We start from the raw sequence: 19,759 nt of genomic DNA, 5'->3' as shown, positions 1-19,759 counted from the left end.
TGGAATTCTCGGCAGGCGCAAAGACGAGCCGACTTGGACATGGCTTGAGCGTGCAGGCCGCCGTTGGCCGGCGACGTGACCAGGCGCACGCTGTCGCTACTGTACGCGCCCACCGTATTCCTCCACAGGGCACGCTGTGGGCCCGGTTCTCAGATATACCAGGAAACTGCCCGTGCGGTTTCCGAAAAAGCGCAGCAGGCTGTGAATAGTGGCATTATCATCAGAATCACCACACGGTCCGCCTGCTCAAGTCGAGAGATATCAATGTCGCACAAGGATAATGAAGAGTATTCGCATTTGCTGGCTTCGGTACGTGCGACGGTCGATTCGGTCAGGCGGAGTGGCGACCTCACATTGACGCTGCGGTCTGAAGTGACCGACGCCGCGACGCTTCTCGAGCTAATCCTCGGTGATTCCCAAGACCCGGAAGCCTGGAACACGCTCGGCTGGTTCTACTGGCATCGACATCTCGTCTCGCTCGATACCGAGCGCGACCAGGATGCGGCAATTGGGGCGTTCATCCGGGTAGGCGTCTTCGACGGGCCCGTAAACGCCCCCGACGAGGCCATGTCGCTCGTCGTGCAGCGTGTGGTGACCAATCTGCTGATCCTTCATCGATCGTTGCTGGAGTCCGTCGAATCGACGGGACAACTCGCCGCCGATGTGGTCACCGGATGGCGGTACGTTCTCTCGATCGCACCGATGGCGGATCCAGCTCGTGCCATGTACCTCTCGAATCTGGCCCTGGCGCTGGCGCTCTCTTTTGACCGGAGTGGCGCCAGATCGGATCTCGACGAGGCCATTGAGACAGGCCGGCGGGCATCTGAGGAAATGCTCGCGGATGATCCGCGTCGCGGAGCCACCCTCACCAATCTGGGGGCAGCCCTTCTCGATCGTTTCGACCTGCTCGGTCTCGACGCGGATCTTGACGAGTCCATCGAGGTGCAGAGCACAGCCGCTCACCTGGTAGCCGATGAAGATGTTCACCGGCGCGCGATATCCGCCAACATGGCAAATGCATTCGGCCTGCGTTTTGAACGGCGTGGCGACAGAGCCGATCTGGACAAAGCCATCGATTACGCCGAACGAGCAGTCTCGGCGGGAGGGCCGGACACCCCCGCCCTCTTCGAGGCGAAGACGAGCTTGGCCGCCGCGCTGACCAAGCGGTTCAGGGCAACCGGTCAAGAGCTCGATCTCCACCAGGCGATCGACATCATCCTCGACCAGCTCCACACGGCACCGGAAGACCATCCGGGTCGGGCCGCCAGTTTCTACAACCTGGGCTGGGCCTACCACGAGCTCTGGGAGAGCACTCAAGACCTGACTTGCCGGAGTCTGGCCGTGAAAGCATTCACGGACTGCCTGATGACGCCGTCGGTGGACACCGTCGCCCGGATCAACGCTGCCGTCACCGCGGCGAATCTCGTCGGTCACGACGATCCAGGTGAAGCGGCTCGTCTGATGGAGTCTGCGCTGCATCTGCTGCCGGCCGTGGCGCCCCGTCACTTGCCCCGCGCCGATCGGCAGCGTTCGGTAGCGCGCTTTCACCACCTGGGTCCCAAGGCAGCCGCCTATACTCTCTCCGACGCGAGCCTCTTCGATCGGCCCGGCGAGCAGGCGAGCCGGGCGCTGCGCCTGCTCGAACTCGGACGCGCGCCCCTGCTCAACCAGTCGCTGGACACCAGGGTCGACGTGAGACAACTGCGCTCGCTGGATGCCGATCTGGCCGAGAGGTTCCTGCGGCTCCGCCGTGAGCTCGACGTCGCCTCCAGTGCGGCATCGATCACTTTCGAACGGCACAGGCTGACCTCTGCATACGAAGCCACGCTCGAATCCATCAGATCGCTCGCGGGCTTCTCGGCGTTCATGCGAGCGACCGATCCCGACGAGAGGCTCGCCGTATCTCTGAAAGGTCCGGTGGCGGTCTTCAACATAACCGGCCATCGGTGTGATGCGCTGCTGCTCATGGCTGACGAGGTTCGTTCCGTGCGATTGGAACGATTGAATCAGGAAGATCTCGTCAACCGGATCGTCGCTTTCCGCCAGGCGTTGCGGGACAGCTCAGCCACCGAGCCCTACGTTCGTGCCGGCGCCGAAGACACGATAAGCGAGATCCTCGAATGGCTCTGGGATGTCGCCGCGGAGCCTGTTCTGGCCGCACTCGGCTTTCACGAGACCCCTCCGGAGGGTTCGAGTTGGCCGCGCATGTGGTGGGTGCCCGGCGGCCTGCTCGGGTTCCTTCCTTTTCAGGCGGCCGGCTATCACCGCCCGCTCGCGCAGGAGCAGCGTAGAACGGTGATCGACCGGGTGGTTTCCTCCACCGCCCCCTCGATCAGGGCCCTGTACTTCGCCCAGCAGAACGACTTCGCGCCGGAGGCTTCCGCCGAAGCATTGATCGTGGCCATGCCGCATACGCCAGGACACTCGAATCTCCCTTGCGCCGCCTCCGAGGCCGCAGCCGTCCAGAGGTACTTTCCGCGCGCGGTCGTCCTCGGCGCGGACGGCGGCGAAAGTGATCGGGCGCCGGCGACCAAGCCGAACATGCTGATGCGACTTCAGGGCTGCACTTTCCTGCACTTCGCCGGTCACTGCGTGAGCGACGTCGAGGATCCCTCGCTCAGCGCCCTTCTCCTGGAGGACCATCGCACTGATCCTCTCACCTTCGCCAGCCTGTCCGAGGTGGTCAGCGATGGCGCCTACCTGGCCTTTCTCTCAGGCTGTCAGACAGCGCTCCCAGAGATCAACGCACTGGCCCACGAGGCGATCCATCCGGCGACGGCGCTCCTGCTCACCGGATTTCCCCATGTCATCGGAACCCTCTGGGAGATCGACGATCGGCTGGCCTTCCGGTTCGCCGAGGAGTATTACGCAACGCTCCTCAGCAGGCTGCCGCCGGTGTCGCCGGCCCATGTCCTGCACGACGTGGTCCGTGCCAGCAGGGACAGCGCTCAGGGGAATTTCCCGTCCGTATGGGCGTCACACGTCCATGTGGGTGCGTGAGCGAACATTCAGCTGATTCGGCGACCGCCTGGGAGGTCAGATGCCGCCGACCACCGTTCAAGCCTTACTCATACTGATCGTTGTGGCCATCCCGGGAGTCGTCTACTACACGGTGCGCGACGCGTCCCTGGCCTCGTACCACGCGGAGAGAGACCTCGCGAGCAAGACTCTGCGTGCCATCACGGTCGGCCTCACCCTCGACGCGATCTATGTCCTCGCCTTCGGCCCGGCCCTGGCCGGCCTGGTCAAGAGCGCAGGCCTGGTGGGCCGGCTGGACCCTGCGGCGGATCCACGCCCCATCGCCGCTGCCGGTCTCGCGCTTCTCGTCATCGTCCCCGCGCTGGGGGCTGTGGCAGAGGCCCGGCTGGTCCGGCGCCGTGGCCGTGCTCGATACGATGCCACTCCGTCCGCCTGGGATCATCTGTTCCGCGACCGTGGTGGCTGCTTCATCCGGGTGAGAACCGGCGATGGCGCATGGGTGGGAGGCTGGTACGGGACCGGTTCCTACGCTTCCGCCTTCCCCCACGATCACGACCTCTACCTCACCTCGCAGTACCGCATGAACTCCGACGGGTCCTTCGGACCGCGAGTGAAGGGAACGGGCGGAGTCTTCGTGTCCGGTTCGGACATCCGCCTGCTTGAGGTCGTACATGCCCCTGAACAGCAGCCCTTGTCACCTGAGGAGGAGATCTGATGAGACACGAAGATGATCGCGGGAATCTCTTCGCCACCATTTCAGAGCTGCTGGAGGGGCCTCGAACCCCCCGCGGCTACCGTCCCGTGGACAACGCGGTCGAACCCGCCGATCCGCCGATCGGGTCGAGTGGGGTCTCCGGTTCGCCTCCTGACGAGGCAGAGGCTTCCGAGCCTCCACGCCCTTGAGCGGAAGGCGCCTGGACCAAGGCGGCCGCACGCGTTGCGACGGCCAGGTGCACGGCGACGCCGCGGGCCTGGGCGAGTCTCGTGATCTTGTCTACGGTGTACGCCGTCACCCGGCGTCTGTTGTCTTTGCCCGGGCTGCTGCTACGAAGGAGCGTCTCCAAGGAGGCGGAGCTGCTGGTGCTTCGGCATCAGAACGCGGTCCTGTGCCGTCAAGTCTCGCGGGTGCGCTACGAACCGGCTGACCGCCTGTGGCCGGCGGCGCTCTCGCGCTTGATACCCCGCTTCCGGTTGGGCGGAGATCATTCGCCGACGCCGGCCCGCACGTCATCAAGAGCCCCGCAAGCTCCGAAGGCGAACGCGCACGGCGAAAGGTCCATCGGCACCCTACGCCGTGAACTTCTGGACAGCACGCTCATCCTCAACGAGCACCATCTACGCCGCACCCTGACCCGCTACCTGGCGCACTACAACACGGCCCGACCTCACCGCGGCATCGGACAGCTGTCCCCATCGCAAGCCGAAACAGGACCGCCAAGCCCCATCGACCTGGCCGACCACGGTGTCCATCGCAAAGCCATCCTCGGCGGCCTCATCAATGAGTACCGGGTCGCCAGCCGATGGTCGGACGGCTGACACCACCCGAGAACCGGCAGGTCAGACCCCGCGTCCTATTTATGAGCCCCATACGTGCCGGCGAGCCAGGCGGTCTCGCCCTGGTGGAACGCGTCGAGCTCGGCCGGCCGGTCGTCGCCGAGCAGGTTCTGACTCACCGTCACGCCGCGGGTCGACTGGATCCAGGTGAGGAACCGGTAGGACGGCCGAAGCCCAGCGAGCTGGGCCACGTCCACCGGGAGCGCCTCACCCGCGTGGACGGGGCGCAGCTCGTCGCGCTCCATCAGGACCTCGAAGCTCATCAACTTCCACCGTCCTTCGTCCCGGACGGCACGTGAGAAGAACCGGCAGTAGGCGTGGAAGTCGACCTCCACTCCCTTCACCGTGGTCCGGTTGAAGATCTTCGCCGGGCTCTCGACGGTCGCCCGGTCGCCCTCGACCCGCGCGTAGGCGGGGAAGACCCAGTGCTTGCTGTTCCCGGTCCGCTCCATCCACGTCTTCGTCGCCTCGACGTAGGCCTCGCCGCCGCGTCCGTCGTACCACGTGGTCCGGACGTAGGCGTCGTCGTGGAAGCAGTCACGCATCACGTCGAAGAGTCGCTGGTCGCGGGCGAAGCGTTCCCGCCTCACCAGGTCGAAGAGCTCCTCGCGGTCCAGGAGGACTGCCAGCCGCTCGCTGTGGTCAGGGTTCGCCATGTCGTCCTCTCGTTCACTGCGGATAGCCGAGCACGGCCTTCACCTCGAGGTACTCCTCGAAGCCGAACCGCCCGAACTCTCGTCCGTTCCCGGACTGCTTGTAGCCGCCGAACGGCAGGCTGCGGTCGAACGGAGCGCCGTTGAGGTAGACGCGGCCCGCACGGATGCGGTTGGCGACCCTGCGGGCGCGGTCGGGGTCCTTCGACTGCACGAAGCCCGCCAGCCCGAACGGCGTGTCGTTCGCGATCTCGACGGCCTCGTCCTCGGTCTCGTAGAGCAGGATCGAGAGCACGGGGCCGAAGATCTCCTCGCGCGCGATCCGCATCTGCGGCGTGACGTCGCCGAACACGGTCGGCCGGACGTAGAACCCCTTGTCGAGCCCGTCGGGGCGCCCCGGGCCGCCGACCACGAGCGTCGCGCCCTCGTCGATCCCCGACTGCACGAGCGCGGTGATCTTCTCCAGCTGAGCCTGGCTCACCACGGGCCCCATCGTGGTCGACGGATCGGACGGGTCCCCGAGCCGGACCTCCTCGACCGCCCGTCGCGCAGCGGCGTACGCCTCGTCGCGCTGCGAGCGGTGCACGAGCATCCGCGTGGGCGACTGACAGTTCTGGCCGGCGTTGGTGAAGCACGAGTGCACCCCGGCGACGACCGCGGACTCCAGGTCCGCGTCGGGCAGGATGATGTTGGCCGACTTGCCACCGAGCTCGAGCGCGACGCGCTTCACCGTGTCGGCCGCGAGCTTGGAGACCCTGATGCCGGCACCGGTCGAGCCGGTGAGCGAGACCATGTCGATGTCGGGGTGCGCCGCGATGGCCTCACCGACCGTGGGACCGTCACCGTTGACGAGGTTGAACACGCCGGGCGGCAGCCCGGCGTCGTGGATGACCTCGGCGAGCACCATGGCGCTGAGCGGCGCGATCTCGCTCGGCTTGAGCACCACGGTGCATCCCGTGGCGAGGGCCGGGGCCACCTTCGACGCGACCTGGTTCAGCGGCCAGTTCCACGGCGTGATGAGACCGCAGACGCCGATCGGCTCGCGCCGCACGATCCCGGCTCCCATCTCCTCCTCGAAGCAGTAGTCCGCGAGCACGCGGGCCGCCTCCTCGAAGTGGAACAGCGCCACCGTGGCCTGGCGTTCCGTCGCGAACGTGATCGGCGACCCCATCTCGCGCGTCATCGTCCGGGCGATCTCGGGCAGCCGAGCCCGGAAGCCGGAGATGATCCGCTCGAGGTGCTCCAGCCGTTGTTCCACGCTGACGTGCGAGTACGTGGCGAAGGCCGCGCGCGCCGCCGCCACCGCGCGGTCGACGTCCTCGGCCGTCCCGAGGCTGATCGTCGCGAACGTCTGCTCGGTCGCGGGGTCGAGGACGCCCAAGGTCCGCGGCGCGGCCGGATCGACCCACGCACCCCCGATGTAGAACTGGTGCCTAGTGGACATGTCGCTCTCCAACCTCCTGACGAGCGTGGTCACGGTGCCGCCACGGTGAGCGGGACGTCGACGCGCGAGCGGAGCTCGTGGAACGAGATCCCCCACGTCTCCCGGACGAGGACCTGGTCCCCTCCGGTGATCTCGAACGTGGCGACGTCGGTATAGATCCGGTCCACGCACCGCAGCGCGGTGAGCGGATACGTGCATTCCCTGACGAGCTTCGGCTGGCCGGTCCTGGTGAACAGCGACATCAGCACGAAGACCTGCTTGGCGCCCACGGCGAGGTCCATCGCCCCGCCGACCGCCGGGATCGCGTCGGGCTCGCCGGTGTGCCAGTTGGCGAGATCCCCCGATGCCGAGACCTGGTAGGCGCCGAGGACGCACAGGTCGAGGTGGCCGCCTCGCATCATGGCGAACGAGTCGGCGTGGTGGAAGTACGCGGCGCCGGGCAGCTCGGTCACCGGGAACTTGCCGGCATTGATCAGGTCGGGATCGATCGCGTCGCCCGTCGCCGCCGGCCCCATGCCGAGCATGCCGTTCTCGGTGTGGAGGATGACCCCCGACTCCGGGTGGAGGTGGTCGCCGACGGTCGTGGGCTGACCAATGCCGAGGTTGACGTACGCCCCGCGGGGAATATCGCCCGCGAGCACCCGGGCCATCTCGTCCCGTCCGAGCGGGCCACGGTCGGTGTGCTCGACGATGCTCGGAGATACCACGCTCATGACGACACCTGCACGATCCGGTCGACGTAGATGCCTGGGGTGACCACGGCCTCAGGATCCAGCACTCCCGGCTCGACGACGTGCTGCACCTGCACGACGGTGGTCGTCGCGGCCGTCGCCATGACGGGAGCGAAGTTGCGTGCCGTCTTGCGGTAGACGAGGTTCCCGAGGGTGTCCGCGGTGTGGGCGCTGATGAGCGCGACGTCGGCGGCGATGGGCAGCTCGAGGACGTACGTCCGGCCGCCGATCTCGCGGGTCTCCTTTCCTTCCGTGAGGAGGGTCCCGACTCCGGTGGGGGAGTAGAACCCGCCGATCCCGGCTCCGGCGGCGCGCATGCGCTCGGCCAGGTTCCCCTGCGGCGCGACCTCGAGCTCGATCTTCCCGCTGCGGTACAGCTCGTCGAAGACCCAGGAGTCCGTCTGCCGGGGGAACGAGCACACGATCTTGCTCACCCGCCCGGCCGCGAGCAGCGCCGCGAGCCCGGTGTCCGCGTTGCCCGCGTTGTTCGACACGACGGTGAGGTCTCGCGCTCCCTGCCGGATCAACGCGTCGATCAGGTCGAACGGCAGGCCGACCGTGCCGAAGCCGCCGACCAGCACCGTCGAGCCGTCGGCGATGCCGCTGACCGCCTCGTCGACAGAGGTGCAGAGCAGCGTCATGCGACGTTCTCCAGCACGACCGCCAAGCCTTGACCCACACCGATGCAGATGGCTGCCACGCCCCATCGTTCACCGGACTCCACGAGCCGCGCCGCGAGGGTCCCGAGAATGCGCCCGCCCGAGGCACCCAGTGGGTGCCCGATGGCGATCGCCCCGCCCTTGGCGTTGACGACCTCGGCGTCCCGCAGCCCGAGCTCGAGCCAGGCGTCGACACAGGCGATCGACTGGACGGCGAACGCCTCGTTCAGCTCGACGGCGCCGATGTCGTCCCAGGTGATGCCCGCCCGCTCGAGCGCGTCGTTGGCGGCCTCGACCGGCGCGTAGCCGAACTGCCGCGGCTCCAGCGCCGCCCAGCCGCGACCGGCGATCCGCGCGACCGGGTCACGACCGATGGTCGCGGCCGCGCTCGCCGAGCCCAGCAGGACCGCGCTCGCGCCGTCGTTCAACGGTGAGCAGTTGCCGGCGGTGATCGTCCCGTCGGGCCGGAACGCCGGCTTCAGCCCTGCCAGCGCCTCGAGCGAGGTGTTGGCCCGGATGCTCTCGTCCTGGACCAGGTCGGTGCCGGGGACGGGCACCACGAGGTCGTCGTAGAAGCCCTTCTGCCACGCCTCCGCCGCGAGGCGGTGCGAGCGAGCGCCAAGCTCGTCCTGCCGCTCGCGCGAGATCGAGAACTTCTCCTGCAGCTGCTCGTTGCACTCGCCCAGCGAGGCCGTCCACTCGGCGGGCATCCGCTCGTTCACCAGACGCCAGCCCAGCGTCGTGGAGACGGCGGTGACGTCGCCTGCCGGGAACCGACGCGACGGCTTCGGCAGGACCCACGGCGCCCGCGTCATCGACTCCACGCCTCCGGCGATCGCGATCTCCGCGTCGTCGACCTCGATCATGCGTGAGGCCATCATGGCGGCGTCCAGCGACGAGCCGCAGAGCCGGTTCACCGTGGTGGCGGTCACCGAGACGGGCATGCCCGCCAGCAGCACGGCCATCCGGCCGACGTTGCGATTGTCCTCGCCGGCGCCGTTGGCGTTGCCCCAGAACACGTCGTCGACCAGGCCGGGATCCAGGCCCGGCGAGCGGTCGAGAAGTCCCTTCATCGCAGTCGCGGCCAGATCGTCGGTCCTCGTGTCGGCCAAGGCTCCGTTGAACCGGCCGAACGGGGTCCGGACCGACGCGTACACGAATGAGCTGCTCATCAGGTCGTCTCCACTTCCTGCCCCATCTCAGGAGGCGTCCTTCGCTTGCTTGCGGATGTCGTCGTAGGAGAAGTCGTTGATGGCGTCGAGAAGGTCGGTCGTGTAGATCTCCGTGGCCGGGAACGTCTTGCCCACGAGCCCGGCGGACGCCATGAACTCGACCATCCCGGTTGCCGCCTTCGGATCGATCCGGCCCCAGTCGTCGTCCTCGACCCCCTGGTCGGCCAGCCGGACCTGGAGGATCTTGACCTGGGACGCCATCGCGTCCTTCTCCGGTCCGGTGCCCCGGGTCTCCGGGTGGAGCTTCCACAGGTCGCGGATCGCGGCCTCGGGGTTGGCCTGGGCGAACGCGAAGCCCTTCGCGATGGCGCGACCGAACCGCTCCAGGACGTCCTTCCTCTCGTCGATCGTCTTCTGCGTCGCCGCAAACCCGCCGCCCCAGATGCTGGCGGTCTGGGGCACCGCCAACGGGGTGAGCGCGATCCCGGAGTCCTCGACGATCGCGTACTGGGTGTCCCAGAGGGCCAGCGCATCGACCTGGCCGCTCTTGATGGCGTTGATCTGCTGGGCGCCGGCACCGATCGGCACCAGGCCGGCGGCGTTCTCGCTCATCCCGTTGAGCTCCATCGCGGTCCGGGCGAACGTTCCGCCCGAGCTGGCCACCGCGGTCACCCCGATCTTCTTGCCCTCCAGGTCCGCGATGCTCCGCACATCCGAGCCCTGGGGCAGCTGCAGGCTGTAGATCCAGTGCGGGTAGTACGACGCGAAGTAGACCAGGTCCAGGTTCTTGGCGTGACCGATCGCGACCGGCTCACCGGTCATCAGTCCGATGTCGGCGCCGCCGGCGGCCAGCTGCTGCGCCGTCTGCGTGCCGGAGGGGAACAGCTGGACCTTGACGTCGAGCCCCTCGTCCTTGAAGTAGCCCTCGGCCTCGGGGACCACCAAGGTGGTGTAGCCGGAGTTCCAGCTGGGCGCGCTCAGGGCGAACGTGACGGTGTCGAGGTCGTCGCCGCCCGCCGAGTCGCCCCCCTCCGAACCGCATGCGCCCAGCGTTGCCACCACGAGGATGCCTGCGAACAGGCCGGTCAAGCTCTTGAGTCGTCTCGTCATCGTCGGTCATTCCCCATCAGAGCTCGTGATCGCGTCGGAAGTCGTCGTGTCGTGCCAGTGCGGGAGGACGTGCCGCCCGACGAGGTCGAGCGTGTGGCGGGCGACCTCCGGCGGCGTGCCGAACGGGGCGACCCGCAGCTGGACGGACGTGACCCCCGCCCGGACGTACCGGGCGATCGTCGCGTCGATCTCGTCGGGCGTGCCCACCATGGGGAGCTCGAGCTCAGCAGGGCCGTCCGCACCCATCCACAAGCCCCGCTCGGTGTAGTAGTCGGTCGCGGCCTTCAGGTGGCGCGCGCCGAGCTCGCGGGCGGTGGCGGCATCCTCGTGGACGACGCAGAACCTGGTGGTGGCGACCGCTCCCGTCGTCCCGCCCGGCCGTCCGCCGCGACACGACCAGTAGGCGGCCGACTGCTTGATCAACAGGTCGTCGCAGTAGTTCGTCGCGCCGTAGAATCCGTCGGCGAGCGTCGCGGCACGACGGGCCGAGGCAGCCACCTTGCCGCCCACCAGGATCTGCGGCCCGCCGCGCTGCACCGGGGGTGGGATCGCCACCGGCGAATCGGTACTCGCGTCGGCGGACCAGGCGTCGCGCAGCAGCTTCAGTGTGGCGTCGAAGGCCGCGCCGGCCGGACCTGACGCGGGCAGCCCGACCCGTTGGGCGACCTCCGGGCTGCCGAGCCCGAGGCCGAGGGTGAGCTTCCCGTCGCACAGCTGGTCGAGCAGCGCGGCCTCGTAGGCCAGCTTCTCCGGACTGTACGCGCGCAGGAGCAGCACCGCTGAGCCCAGCGCCAGGGACGTCCGTCCGGCCAGATGTCCCAGGACCATCAGGGCGGACGGGAGGTGGAACGGCTGAGCGGCCGAGTGATAGCTTTCCCCCACCCATGCGGAGTCGAAACCGTGCCGCTCCGCGCGGGCGAGCATCGTGACCGCGCGATCCACCTGCGGGCGGACCGGCTCCTGGGAGCTCAGGTCGAGCGCGACCCCCAACCGCATTCAGCCGGCGCTCTCTGCTTGCTTCATGACGTCGTCGTAGGAGAAGTCGTTGAACGCCTTGAACATCGCGTCGGTGTAGATCTCCTTCGCCGGGAACTTCTTGATCAGTCCGGCCGAGGCCATGAAGTCGAGCGAACGGGTGAACGCGGCCTCGTCGATCCGGCCGAGGGTCTTGTCGTCGAAGCCCTGTCCGTCCAGGCGGACCTGGAGGACCTTGACCCCGTCAGCCAGCGCCTTCTCCTCCGGGTCGGACCCGCGGGTCTCCGGGTGGAGCTTCCACAGGGCGCGGATCGCGGCCTCGGGGTTGGCCTTGGAGAAGACGAACGCCTTCGCCACCGCACGACCGAACCGTTCGAGGACGTCCTTCTTGGCATCGAGGTTCTTCCGGGTCGTCGCGAAGCCGCCGCCCCACGCGTCCGCCGTCTCCTTGACCGGAAGCGGCGTCAGGGTGACGCCGGCGTTCTTGACGCTCTGGTACTGGATGTCCCAGAGGGCCAGCGCATCGACCTGGCCGCCCTTGATGGCGTTGATCTGCTGGGCGCCGGCACCGATCGGCACCAGGCTGGCGGCGTTCTGGCTCATCCCGTTGAGCTCCATCGCGGTCCGGGCGAACGTTGCGCCGGAGCTCGCGACCGCGGAGACGCCGATCTTCTTGCCCTCCAGGTCGGCGATGCTCTTCACGTCCGAACCGTCCGGCACCTGCAGGCTGTAGATCCACTTCGCCCAGTAGGAGCCGAAGTAGGCCAGGTTCAGGTCCTTGTCGTGCCCGATGGCCACGGGCTCGACCGTCATGAGGCCGAGGTCGGCCCCGCCGGCGGCGACCTGCTGCGCTGCCTGGGTGGCCGACGGGAACAGGTTGGTCGTGACCTTCAGACCCTCCTCCTCGTAGAAGCCCTCGGCCTCCACGACGGCCATGACCGCGTAGCCGGCGTTCCAGCTCGGGGACGCCATCGCGAACGTCACCGACGTCAGCTTGCCGGACCCGGCCGAGTCGTCGGATCCGCTGTCGGAACCGCACGCGCTCAGCGTTGCGGCCGCGCACAGGACGGCGACCGCACCCCTCACGACCTTCATCGCTCGTCTGGTCTTCACGATGGAACCTTCTTCTTACTGGATGGGGAGTGGGTAGGTGTCTTCGTTGAGCACCCGGCCCGGCGTAAGGGAGAAGTCCAGACGCGGCGGACAGAAGATGTCGATCAGCTGGTTGGTCCCCGAACCAACAGCCTCGCTGGTGTGGATCATGGGCGGAGGGATCACGGCCACCGAAGGACTGCCGCACCGCAGGTGCCGGTCCTCGCGCCACTCGCTGCGACGCTTGGACCACGGGGTCCGCAGGTGGTGGACGTACTCCCCCTCCACGGCGAGCGAGCACTGCTCGAAGTCGTCGTGGTCGTGCGGCGAGAGGGTGTTCGGATCACGCGGACCGATCCTGGGCGCCAGGAAGTTGACCATGAAGGTGCTGCACCGCACGATCTGGCCCGGACGGACGGCGTCCTGCGTCACCTTCAGGTCGGCCAGTCGGTAGGGCCGGATGCGATAGCCCTCCGGCGGGTCCGGCCACGGCTCGAACGGCTTGGTGTTCGGGTGCGGCTCTGCGTACGAATCCCGATTGCGCGCCTTGTCCAGCAGGTCGGTGGACCGAGAGCTGAACAGCCGCACGACGGTGCAGTCGTCGACGCCGACGATCGCACTGCTGCCCGGTGGGACCATCACCACCGCCTTGCCCGAGACCGACTCGACCTCCCGCGACGCACGGACCTCGACGCTGCACTCCTCGTAGGGGAGGATCACGACGTACTCGTCCGGTTGATCATCCCGCTCCAGCACGTCGCCGGCGACCAGCGTCGTGTGGGCGAGCACGAAGTTGTGTCCGCGGAAGTACCACGTCGAGGATCCGCCAGGGGTCGTCTCGTCGGGATCGCCCGTACCGAGGTCGGAGAACTCCACGTCGGGCGGGGTGGCCAGGGTGGTCATCGTCTGTCCTCATCAGTCGTAGAGGGTCTGCTTGTGCGGCAGACTCGCTGGTTGGTAGCCGTCCGGCGGGTGAGCACTTGTGTGTCCTGGACTTCGAGTCCTGACGAAGACAGTGCCCCTGCTGGTTGGCCGGGAGAGTTGATCGTCCGCTAGGTGGGGACGCCGCCTACGCGGTGTCGGTCCGGGCTCTGGTCGCGGTCCTGGCCGTGCTCGGTGAGCAGGTCACAACCTTGCAGGGGCAGGTGGAGGAGTGTTCTGGCCAGCACCCGGCCGCTGAGATCATCGTCTCCCAGCCTGGGCTGGGAGCGATCCTCGATGCCCGGGTGCTCGCAGAGTTCGGCGATGACCGCGACCGCTACGCCAGCGCCAAGGCCCGCAAGAACTACGCCGGGACCAGTCCCGTCACGCGAGCCTCGGGCAAGAAGAGGAGCGTCCTGGCCCGGTTCGTGCACAACGACCGGCTCATCGACGCCCTGATGACCCAGGCTTCGATGGCGCAGCGCGTCTCGCCCGGCGCCCGCGCCCACTACGACAAGCGACGCGCTCGTGGAGTCGGCTACGACACCGCGCTGCGCCAACTGGCCAACCGGCTCGTCGGCATCCTGCACGGCTGCCTGAAAACCGGCACGCTCTACGACGCAGCAACCGCTTGGTCGCATCACGTCCAAAGTGCTACGGCTTGACATTCAAACTCCTGGGATGTCTTTCGGGTCGGCAGCAAGATGCCGGTTCAGTCGTCCAGGCCGAGCAGGAAGGCCGGGTTGTCGCAGAAGATCTGCCGCAGCGACCTCTCGTCCAGGCCGAGGTCCAACAGCGCGGTCGCGACGCGGATGTAGGAGTCCACCGGCAACGGCCGATCCTTCTGACCGAGGTCGGAGGCGATCACGGTGTGCTCCGGGCCGATCCTCTCGATCCAGTCCAGGAGAATCTTCGGGTCCCACTTCTTGGTCCCCTCGGGGTCGTAGAAGCCGGTCTCGTGTTCGATGAACGCTCCGTAGCCGACGAGCTCACGGCACTTCGCCTCGTCCGCACCGATGACGTAGTCGGGATGATTGAGCAGCATCCGGGTGACACCCTTGTCCTTGGCCGCGGCGAACAGCTGGGTGATCGACTCGGTCTCCATGTGACCGCCGGTCACCATCGCGCCGCTCTCCTTCACCAGGTCGAGCACCTCGTGGACCTGAGGGATGAGCTCACCGTCCTCCTGGTGGATGTCGACCCGGGACGACGGCACCTCGACGCTCGCCGTGGGGAAGCCGACGCCCTCCGGATGGCAGTCGATGTGCCGGCCGGCCGAGAACGTCGGAAACCACACGGCCCTGCCCCCCATGCGCAGTGACATGGCCACCGCCTGCGGGTTGATGCCGCCGACCATGCTGTTCAGGGTGATGCCGCCGAAGACCGGGGTGCTGATCTCCGCCAGCCGGTCGCTCATCGCGAGCAGGTCCATGACGGTGTTGTGGTGGTGGGACTTCACCAGCACGCCCCGCATGCCGAGCCGCTCGCCGTCCTTGCCGGCCTCGGCATGGTCGATGCGTCGGGGGAACGGGTTCGGGCCGGAATGGCAGTGCAGGTCAACGCAGCCGTTCAGCAGCTTGATGATGGCGGGTGTGGCAGTCACGAAGTCTCCAGGTGTCGGCGGCGTTCGCATCACAGACTGAGAGTTCGCTATCCGGTCTGTCAATAGGGCGCATTCGGAAAACGCTTCCGCGAATCCCCAGCAAAACCTTGCAGCGAGACGTAGGTCACGCTTACCCTCTGTCCGTACTGCGAACTATGCACACTCTTTTTGGACACTCAACGAGGCGGGGGCCGATGACGAAGCGCCAGGTCGACAAGCCGGTGACTGCTCGCGAGCAGGACATCCAGGCGGTGAGCCGGACCGCGCAGATCCTCGGACTGTTCGGTCCGGAGACTCCGGAGCTCTCCGTCGCGGAGACCACCCGCCGGCTCGGTCTGAACCGGACCACGGTGCACCGCTACTTCAGCTCGATGATCAGCTCCGGCCTGCTCGAGCGCGTGGAGGACTCCGCACTCGTCCGTCCCGGACGGTCGATCCTGCAGCTCGGCAGCTTCACGCTGGGACAGCAGCGCATCATGCAGATGGCGCCGGCCTACATGCGCGAGCTCACGCTCGAGATCAAGATCAGCACTGTGCTGTCGCTGTGGGGCACCTCCGGCCCGGTGGTCTCGCTGGTGGAGGAGGCCGACCATCCCACCGTGGTGACGGTGCGCGTGGGCTCGCAGCTCGCCCTGGACTCCTCGCAGGCCAAGGTCTTCCTGGCCTTCCTCCCCGACCAGTTCCACGCCGACCGACTCACCGGCAGCCTCCCCGAGTCCCAGCGCACCGAGACTCGCCGTCGTATCGAGGCGATCCGACAGGCCGGCATGAGCAGCTACGTCAACCACCGCGGCATCTGCGTCGTCGCGGCGCCGGTGTTCGCGGCGACCGGGATCTGCGCCACGATCGCGGCCGTCGGCACCGAGCGGATGCTGCCGGAGGCGCTGGACTCCCGGGAGGCCACGGCGTTGAAGGCCGCCTGCAAGCGACTGACCAAGGAGATGGGCGGCACGTGGCCCGAGGAGACCGACTGATTGCTGCCAGCACGACAACCGAGGCGCGGGCAGCCTGCGCTCGAACCAGGTGAGGAATGACAGACATGCCGACCAGCACCGACACCGACTGCGTGATCCGCTTGGACTCGCTGTCCATGCTCTACCCGACGAAGTCCGGCGGGACCGTCCAGGCTCTCGACGACGTCTCCCTCAGCGTCCGAGCCGGTGAGTTCATCTCCATCGTCGGCCCCAGCGGCTGCGGCAAGAGCACGCTGCTGCGGATCATCATGGGCCTGTCCCGCCAGACCTCCGGACAGGTCACCTTCGGGCCGTCGGAGGACACCCACCGCAACCAGCTCGGGATGGTCTTCCAGCAGCCGCTGCTGCTGCCATGGCGCACCGTGCGGAAGAACCTGCTGACGTCGCCGGACCTTCACCACGCCCGGGACGCCGCGACCCACGCGAAGGCCGCCGAGCTGCTGGTGATGCTCGGCCTGGAGGAGTTCGGCGACCGGTACCCCAACGAGCTGTCCGGCGGGATGCAGCAGCGGGTCGGGATCGGCCGCGCCCTGATGCACGACCCGCGCATCCTGCTCATGGACGAGCCGTTCGGCGCCCTCGACGCGATGACCCGCGACCAGATGGGACTGGACCTGCTGAAGATCTGGGACCAGGACCGCAAGACCGTGCTGTTCGTGACGCACAGCATCCCCGAGGCGGTGCTCCTCGCCGACCGCGTCGTGGTAATGACACCGCGACCCGGCCGGTTGGCGGACGTCGTCGAGGTCGCGCTCCCTCGACCGCGGCGGCTCGAGAACATCAACACGCCCGAGTTCGGCGAGATCGTCCTGAAGATCCGCAAGCTGCTCGACTCCGAGCACAGCGCCCACTAGGAGTCCTGATGTCCACCAACACCAAGCGCCACGCAGCCGGCCGCGAGGCACTCGCCGCCCCGGACGGCGGGACCGCGCCGGTGGATGCGCCCACGAGCTCGGACACCCCGACCCGACGCCGACGCCGCCGAATGCCGGAGATCACCTACAGCGTGCTGGTGTTCATCGGGCTGTTGGTGGTCTGGCAGGCCGTCGTGGAGATTTTCGACGTCTCCAACATCCTCGTCCCCGCGCCCACGGCCGTCGCCGGCTCCCTGGTCGACGGCTTCCAGGACGGCAGCCTGGTGACCCACTCGATCGTCACCCTGAAGGAGATCCTGATCGGGTTCGGCATCGCGGTCGGCTCGGCGCTGGTCTCCGCGGTGCTCATCACCCAGTTCCGGACGGTGGAGCGCGTGCTCTTCCCGCTGCTCATCCTGACCCAGACCATCCCGAAGGTCGCCATGGCGCCTCTGCTGATCGTCTGGTTCGGCATCGGGATCAGCTCGAAGGTGCTGACCGTGGCCCTGATCGCGTTCTTCCCCCTCCTCATCAACGCCATCCTGGGATTCCGGTCCGCCGCCTACGAGCAGGTCGAGATGCTCCGATCCTTCGGCGCGTCCCGCATGCAGGTCATGCGGCACCTGCAGATCCCGTCGGCGCTTCCGCACATCTTCGCGGGACTGGAGGTCGCCGTCATCCTGTCCGTGACCGGCGCCGTGGTCGCGGAGTTCGTGGGCAGCTCCGAAGGTCTGGGCTACCTGATCCAGGCGAGCAACTTCACTCTGGACGTGGCCAGGACCTTCGCGGTGATCGTCGTGCTGTCGGCCGTCGGCATCGCACTGCACGCGGTCGTCGTGCAGCTCGGCAAGTGGCTGGTCTTCTGGACCGCCACCCCCACCAACACCGCCAGCGAGGTCTGAGCCATGACACGGATGCGCGACGGGATCAACGGCGGCACGCTCGGGACCTGGATCAAGCTCTCCAGCCCCGAGAGTGTCGAGATCATGGCCCACGCGGGCTTCGACTTCGTGGTCATCGACCTCGAGCACACGACACTGGACCTGGGTGCCGCCTCGACCCACATCGCGATGGCCCGCGCCCTCGGGGTGGACCCGCTCGTCAGGGTGCCTGACCACGGCCTCAGCGTGATCCAGCGGGTCCTGGACGCCGGCGCGGCCGGTGTGGTCGTGCCGCACGTCGACACGGTTCAGCAGGCCCGGGCGGTCGTGCGGGCCACCTGCTTCCCGCCGCGCGGCGACCGCGGGTCCGGCGGCACCAGCCGCGCGGGTCGCTGGGGGCTGCTGCCACGGGCGGACTACCTCGAGTACGGCAACGAGCAGGCCCTGTGCGTCGTCCAGCTCGAGAGCGAGGTGGCGATCAGGAACACGAGGGAGATCCTGGCCCTCGACGGCATCGATGCCGCGTTCGTCGGGACGGCCGACCTCTCGATGTCGATGGGCGTCGCGGCGGGAAGCGACGAGGTGGACCGGCTCGTCACGTCCGCGCTGGCGGCTGCCGCCGCGGCAGGTGTTCCCATCGGCACCGCGTCCGCCACGAGTGACCAGGCCCGGGCCGCGCTGGCCCGGGGCTACGACTACGTGGTGGTCAGCAACGACACCTCGATCCTCGCCAGCGGAGGCCGGGCGATCGTGAACGCGCTGAAAGCGCCCGTCGCCGAGCGAGTCGCCCGGTGAGCGCGCCACGTGTCGCCATCGTGACGGGCTCGAGCTCCGGGATCGGAGAAGGGATCGCTCGCGCGCTCGCGGCCGACGGCTTCACCGTCGTGGTGAACTCGGCCACCTCGGTCGACGCCGGTGAGCGGCTCGCGGCCCAGCTCCCGGGGGCGAGCTACGTCCAGGCCGACATCGCCGATCCCTCCGACGCCGTGCGCCTGGTGGAGACGGCCGTGGAGCGGCACGGCCGGCTCGACCTGCTGGTGAACAACGCCGGGGTGTCGCGACCCGTACCCCACGCCGACCTGGATGCGATCACCGCTGACGACTGGCACCGGATCCTCGGCGTCAACGTCGTCGGGACGTGGCAGGTCTCCGTCGCCGCCGTGAAGGTCATGGAGCCCGGCGGCCAGATCATCAACATCACCTCGGTGGGCGGCTCGCGCCCCCTCGGCAGCTCGATCCCCTACTCCGTCAGCAAGGCCGCGCTCGACCACCTGACGAGGCTGCTGGCCAAGGCCGTGGGTCCAGACATCCGGGTGAACGCGATCGCCCCGGGGCCGCTCCAGACCCGACTGACCTCGGACAGCCTCGCCACGCGGGCGGCGCGCACCGGGGCGATGACACCGCTGGGCCGGCTCGGGCAGCCATCCGACGTCGCAGCGATGGTCCTGGCGCTCATCAAGGCCACCTTCGTCACCGGTGAGGTGATCCACGTCGACGGCGGCATCAACCTCGTCACCCACATGGACGCGCCTCGCAACGACGACGCGTGATCCGTCTTGGCCCTTGTGGTCAACCGGGGCGCTGCGCTGCGCCGATGGCACGCGCGACACCTTCAAGCCGGCCGGATCCTCGAAGCGCTCGGCCCAGGCCCGTTCGAGCACTTGGGTGAACACCTCGCTCGGCTGGGCGCCGGGGACGCCGTACTTGCGCGGTCACGCATGCGGACGCGGACGTACCGGGTGACCTCGGAAGGCCGCGTAGAGATCGGCGAAGGCATCGCGGTCGCCGCGCTGCGCGCGTTCATGTTGTCTTCGTCGCGGTGTGACGTCGGTGGATGCGTTCTTGGGCGTCGGCCACCTCGTTCCGGTACCGCTCACGCATGGCCGGGGTCTGGTCGGCCAGGAATGCCTCACCCATCGCGGTGTTGCGGCGGAAGGCTTCGGCCATCGCCACCACGATCGCATCACTGTGGGGGTCGTTGCCGGCCTCCTGGCCGGCACTGTCGCTGTCGCGGGCGGGTGTGTCCTGGCCTGGTTCGTCGTCTTCCAGGCGCGATGGCGAGCACGTCGTCAGTCACCGCGGCAGGGTGGCCGCCGACGCGGCCGACGGCGCGGGCGGCGTCCAGGCCCTCGCTGGTGGGCTCGCTGATGAGGTTGC

At 68.1% G+C, this 19,759-nt stretch carries 20 protein-coding genes; 9 read left to right on the top strand and 11 right to left on the bottom strand.

Annotation, left to right across the window (positions count from 1 at the left end):
* The first annotated feature begins 264 nt into the window (after positions 1-264).
* The 3 genes from ACIBQX_RS35485 to ACIBQX_RS35475 all read left to right on the top strand — a co-directional run bounded on the left by ACIBQX_RS35485 (position 265) and on the right by ACIBQX_RS35475 (position 4,515).
* Positions 265-3,000: a CHAT domain-containing protein gene (locus tag ACIBQX_RS35485; RefSeq protein ID WP_397012379.1), complete on the top strand. Its 2,736-nt coding sequence runs from the start codon at positions 265-267 to the stop codon at positions 2,998-3,000.
* Positions 3,001-3,040: 40 nt separating this feature from the next.
* A complete protein-coding gene (locus tag ACIBQX_RS35480; RefSeq protein ID WP_397012377.1) occupies positions 3,041-3,694 on the top strand; it encodes a DUF6338 family protein in 654 nt (217 codons plus the stop codon).
* A 284-nt stretch (positions 3,695-3,978) separates the two neighbouring features.
* Complete coding sequence (locus ACIBQX_RS35475) at positions 3,979-4,515, top strand: integrase core domain-containing protein (protein WP_397012375.1); 537 nt, start codon at positions 3,979-3,981, stop codon at positions 4,513-4,515.
* Positions 4,516-4,550: 35 nt separating this feature from the next.
* Here ACIBQX_RS35475 and ACIBQX_RS35470 read toward each other — a convergent pair whose 3' ends face one another.
* The 9 genes from ACIBQX_RS35470 to ACIBQX_RS35430 are packed head-to-tail and all read right to left on the bottom strand — an operon-like array spanning position 4,551 to position 13,272.
* Positions 4,551-5,189, bottom strand: a complete 639-nt coding sequence (locus ACIBQX_RS35470) for a nuclear transport factor 2 family protein (RefSeq protein WP_397012373.1) — start codon at positions 5,187-5,189, stop codon at positions 4,551-4,553.
* Between the two features lie 13 nt (positions 5,190-5,202).
* Positions 5,203-6,630: an aldehyde dehydrogenase family protein gene (locus tag ACIBQX_RS35465; protein ID WP_397012371.1), complete on the bottom strand. Its 1,428-nt coding sequence runs from the start codon at positions 6,628-6,630 to the stop codon at positions 5,203-5,205.
* Between the two features lie 29 nt (positions 6,631-6,659).
* Positions 6,660-7,343 (bottom strand): 3-oxoacid CoA-transferase subunit B, encoded by a 684-nt coding sequence (locus ACIBQX_RS35460; protein ID WP_397012369.1) that lies wholly within the window; start codon positions 7,341-7,343, stop codon positions 6,660-6,662.
* On the bottom strand, positions 7,340-8,002 hold the full coding sequence (locus tag ACIBQX_RS35455) for a 3-oxoacid CoA-transferase subunit A (protein WP_397012367.1): 663 nt from the start codon (positions 8,000-8,002) through the stop codon (positions 7,340-7,342). Before ACIBQX_RS35455 ends, ACIBQX_RS35460 begins: the two co-directional genes overlap by 4 nt.
* The gene (locus tag ACIBQX_RS35450; protein ID WP_397012365.1) at positions 7,999-9,192 is read right to left on the bottom strand and encodes a thiolase family protein; all 1,194 of its coding nucleotides are present in this window, start codon (positions 9,190-9,192) and stop codon (positions 7,999-8,001) included. Before ACIBQX_RS35450 ends, ACIBQX_RS35455 begins: the two co-directional genes overlap by 4 nt.
* Before the next feature lie 27 nt (positions 9,193-9,219).
* Positions 9,220-10,302, bottom strand: coding sequence for an ABC transporter substrate-binding protein (locus ACIBQX_RS35445; protein ID WP_397012363.1), 1,083 nt, complete (start codon positions 10,300-10,302; stop codon positions 9,220-9,222).
* A 6-nt stretch (positions 10,303-10,308) separates the two neighbouring features.
* The gene (locus ACIBQX_RS35440; protein ID WP_397012361.1) at positions 10,309-11,298 is read right to left on the bottom strand and encodes an LLM class flavin-dependent oxidoreductase; all 990 of its coding nucleotides are present in this window, start codon (positions 11,296-11,298) and stop codon (positions 10,309-10,311) included.
* Positions 11,299-12,390, bottom strand: coding sequence for an ABC transporter substrate-binding protein (locus tag ACIBQX_RS35435; RefSeq protein ID WP_397012359.1), 1,092 nt, complete (start codon positions 12,388-12,390; stop codon positions 11,299-11,301).
* Between the two features lie 15 nt (positions 12,391-12,405).
* Positions 12,406-13,272, bottom strand: a complete 867-nt coding sequence (locus tag ACIBQX_RS35430) for a hypothetical protein (protein WP_397012357.1) — start codon at positions 13,270-13,272, stop codon at positions 12,406-12,408.
* Between the two features lie 173 nt (positions 13,273-13,445).
* Here ACIBQX_RS35430 and ACIBQX_RS35425 point away from each other — a divergent pair, with 173 nt between their 5' ends.
* Positions 13,446-13,955 (top strand): transposase, encoded by a 510-nt coding sequence (locus tag ACIBQX_RS35425; protein ID WP_397012355.1) that lies wholly within the window; start codon positions 13,446-13,448, stop codon positions 13,953-13,955.
* Between the two features lie 47 nt (positions 13,956-14,002).
* On the opposite strand, the gene ACIBQX_RS35420 is transcribed toward ACIBQX_RS35425, so the two are convergent.
* Positions 14,003-14,893 carry a DUF6282 family protein gene (locus tag ACIBQX_RS35420; protein ID WP_397012353.1) on the bottom strand — a complete coding sequence of 297 codons (891 nt, stop codon included), beginning with the start codon at positions 14,891-14,893 and terminating at the stop codon, positions 14,003-14,005.
* A 194-nt stretch (positions 14,894-15,087) separates the two neighbouring features.
* Here ACIBQX_RS35420 and ACIBQX_RS35415 point away from each other — a divergent pair, with 194 nt between their 5' ends.
* The 5 genes from ACIBQX_RS35415 to ACIBQX_RS35395 all read left to right on the top strand — a co-directional run bounded on the left by ACIBQX_RS35415 (position 15,088) and on the right by ACIBQX_RS35395 (position 19,152).
* Positions 15,088-15,867, top strand: coding sequence for an IclR family transcriptional regulator (locus ACIBQX_RS35415; RefSeq protein ID WP_397012351.1), 780 nt, complete (start codon positions 15,088-15,090; stop codon positions 15,865-15,867).
* Between the two features lie 65 nt (positions 15,868-15,932).
* Positions 15,933-16,721: an ABC transporter ATP-binding protein gene (locus ACIBQX_RS35410; protein ID WP_364121001.1), complete on the top strand. Its 789-nt coding sequence runs from the start codon at positions 15,933-15,935 to the stop codon at positions 16,719-16,721.
* Positions 16,722-16,729: 8 nt separating this feature from the next.
* The gene (locus tag ACIBQX_RS35405) at positions 16,730-17,623 is read left to right on the top strand and encodes an ABC transporter permease (RefSeq protein WP_397012349.1); all 894 of its coding nucleotides are present in this window, start codon (positions 16,730-16,732) and stop codon (positions 17,621-17,623) included.
* A 3-nt stretch (positions 17,624-17,626) separates the two neighbouring features.
* Entirely contained in the window at positions 17,627-18,397 is a 771-nt protein-coding gene (locus tag ACIBQX_RS35400; RefSeq protein WP_397012347.1) for an HpcH/HpaI aldolase/citrate lyase family protein, read from the top strand.
* Entirely contained in the window at positions 18,394-19,152 is a 759-nt protein-coding gene (locus ACIBQX_RS35395; protein ID WP_397012345.1) for an SDR family NAD(P)-dependent oxidoreductase, read from the top strand. The genes ACIBQX_RS35400 and ACIBQX_RS35395 overlap by 4 nt, the downstream gene beginning before the upstream one ends.
* 250 nt (positions 19,153-19,402) lie before the next feature.
* On the opposite strand, the gene ACIBQX_RS35390 is transcribed toward ACIBQX_RS35395, so the two are convergent.
* The gene (locus tag ACIBQX_RS35390) at positions 19,403-19,549 is read right to left on the bottom strand and encodes a hypothetical protein (protein WP_397012343.1); all 147 of its coding nucleotides are present in this window, start codon (positions 19,547-19,549) and stop codon (positions 19,403-19,405) included.
* Positions 19,550-19,759 lie beyond the last annotated feature (210 nt).

The sequence above is a fragment of the Nonomuraea sp. NPDC049714 genome (assembly GCF_044465295.1).
Lineage (GTDB): Bacteria > Actinomycetota > Actinomycetes > Streptosporangiales > Streptosporangiaceae > Nonomuraea.
This window is presented reverse-complemented; position numbering and strand designations above follow the sequence as displayed.

Excerpts from the sequence above, each read along its gene's own strand:
- ACIBQX_RS35440 (WP_397012361.1), bottom strand. The coding sequence starts at position 11,298 with ATGCGGTTGGGGGTCGCGCTCGACCTGAGCTCCCAGGAGCCGGTCCGC.
- ACIBQX_RS35415 (WP_397012351.1), top strand. The coding sequence starts at position 15,088 with ATGACGAAGCGCCAGGTCGACAAGCCGGTGACTGCTCGCGAGCAGGAC.
- ACIBQX_RS35465 (WP_397012371.1), bottom strand. The coding sequence starts at position 6,630 with ATGTCCACTAGGCACCAGTTCTACATCGGGGGTGCGTGGGTCGATCCG.
- ACIBQX_RS35450 (WP_397012365.1), bottom strand. The coding sequence starts at position 9,192 with ATGAGCAGCTCATTCGTGTACGCGTCGGTCCGGACCCCGTTCGGCCGG.
- ACIBQX_RS35455 (WP_397012367.1), bottom strand. The coding sequence starts at position 8,002 with ATGACGCTGCTCTGCACCTCTGTCGACGAGGCGGTCAGCGGCATCGCC.
- ACIBQX_RS35445 (WP_397012363.1), bottom strand. The coding sequence starts at position 10,302 with ATGACGAGACGACTCAAGAGCTTGACCGGCCTGTTCGCAGGCATCCTC.
- ACIBQX_RS35480 (WP_397012377.1), top strand. The coding sequence starts at position 3,041 with ATGCCGCCGACCACCGTTCAAGCCTTACTCATACTGATCGTTGTGGCC.
- ACIBQX_RS35405 (WP_397012349.1), top strand. The coding sequence starts at position 16,730 with ATGTCCACCAACACCAAGCGCCACGCAGCCGGCCGCGAGGCACTCGCC.
- ACIBQX_RS35430 (WP_397012357.1), bottom strand. The coding sequence starts at position 13,272 with ATGACCACCCTGGCCACCCCGCCCGACGTGGAGTTCTCCGACCTCGGT.
- ACIBQX_RS35400 (WP_397012347.1), top strand. The coding sequence starts at position 17,627 with ATGACACGGATGCGCGACGGGATCAACGGCGGCACGCTCGGGACCTGG.
- ACIBQX_RS35470 (WP_397012373.1), bottom strand. The coding sequence starts at position 5,189 with ATGGCGAACCCTGACCACAGCGAGCGGCTGGCAGTCCTCCTGGACCGC.
- ACIBQX_RS35460 (WP_397012369.1), bottom strand. The coding sequence starts at position 7,343 with ATGAGCGTGGTATCTCCGAGCATCGTCGAGCACACCGACCGTGGCCCG.
- ACIBQX_RS35390 (WP_397012343.1), bottom strand. The coding sequence starts at position 19,549 with ATGGCCGAAGCCTTCCGCCGCAACACCGCGATGGGTGAGGCATTCCTG.
- ACIBQX_RS35410 (WP_364121001.1), top strand. The coding sequence starts at position 15,933 with ATGCCGACCAGCACCGACACCGACTGCGTGATCCGCTTGGACTCGCTG.
- ACIBQX_RS35485 (WP_397012379.1), top strand. The coding sequence starts at position 265 with ATGTCGCACAAGGATAATGAAGAGTATTCGCATTTGCTGGCTTCGGTA.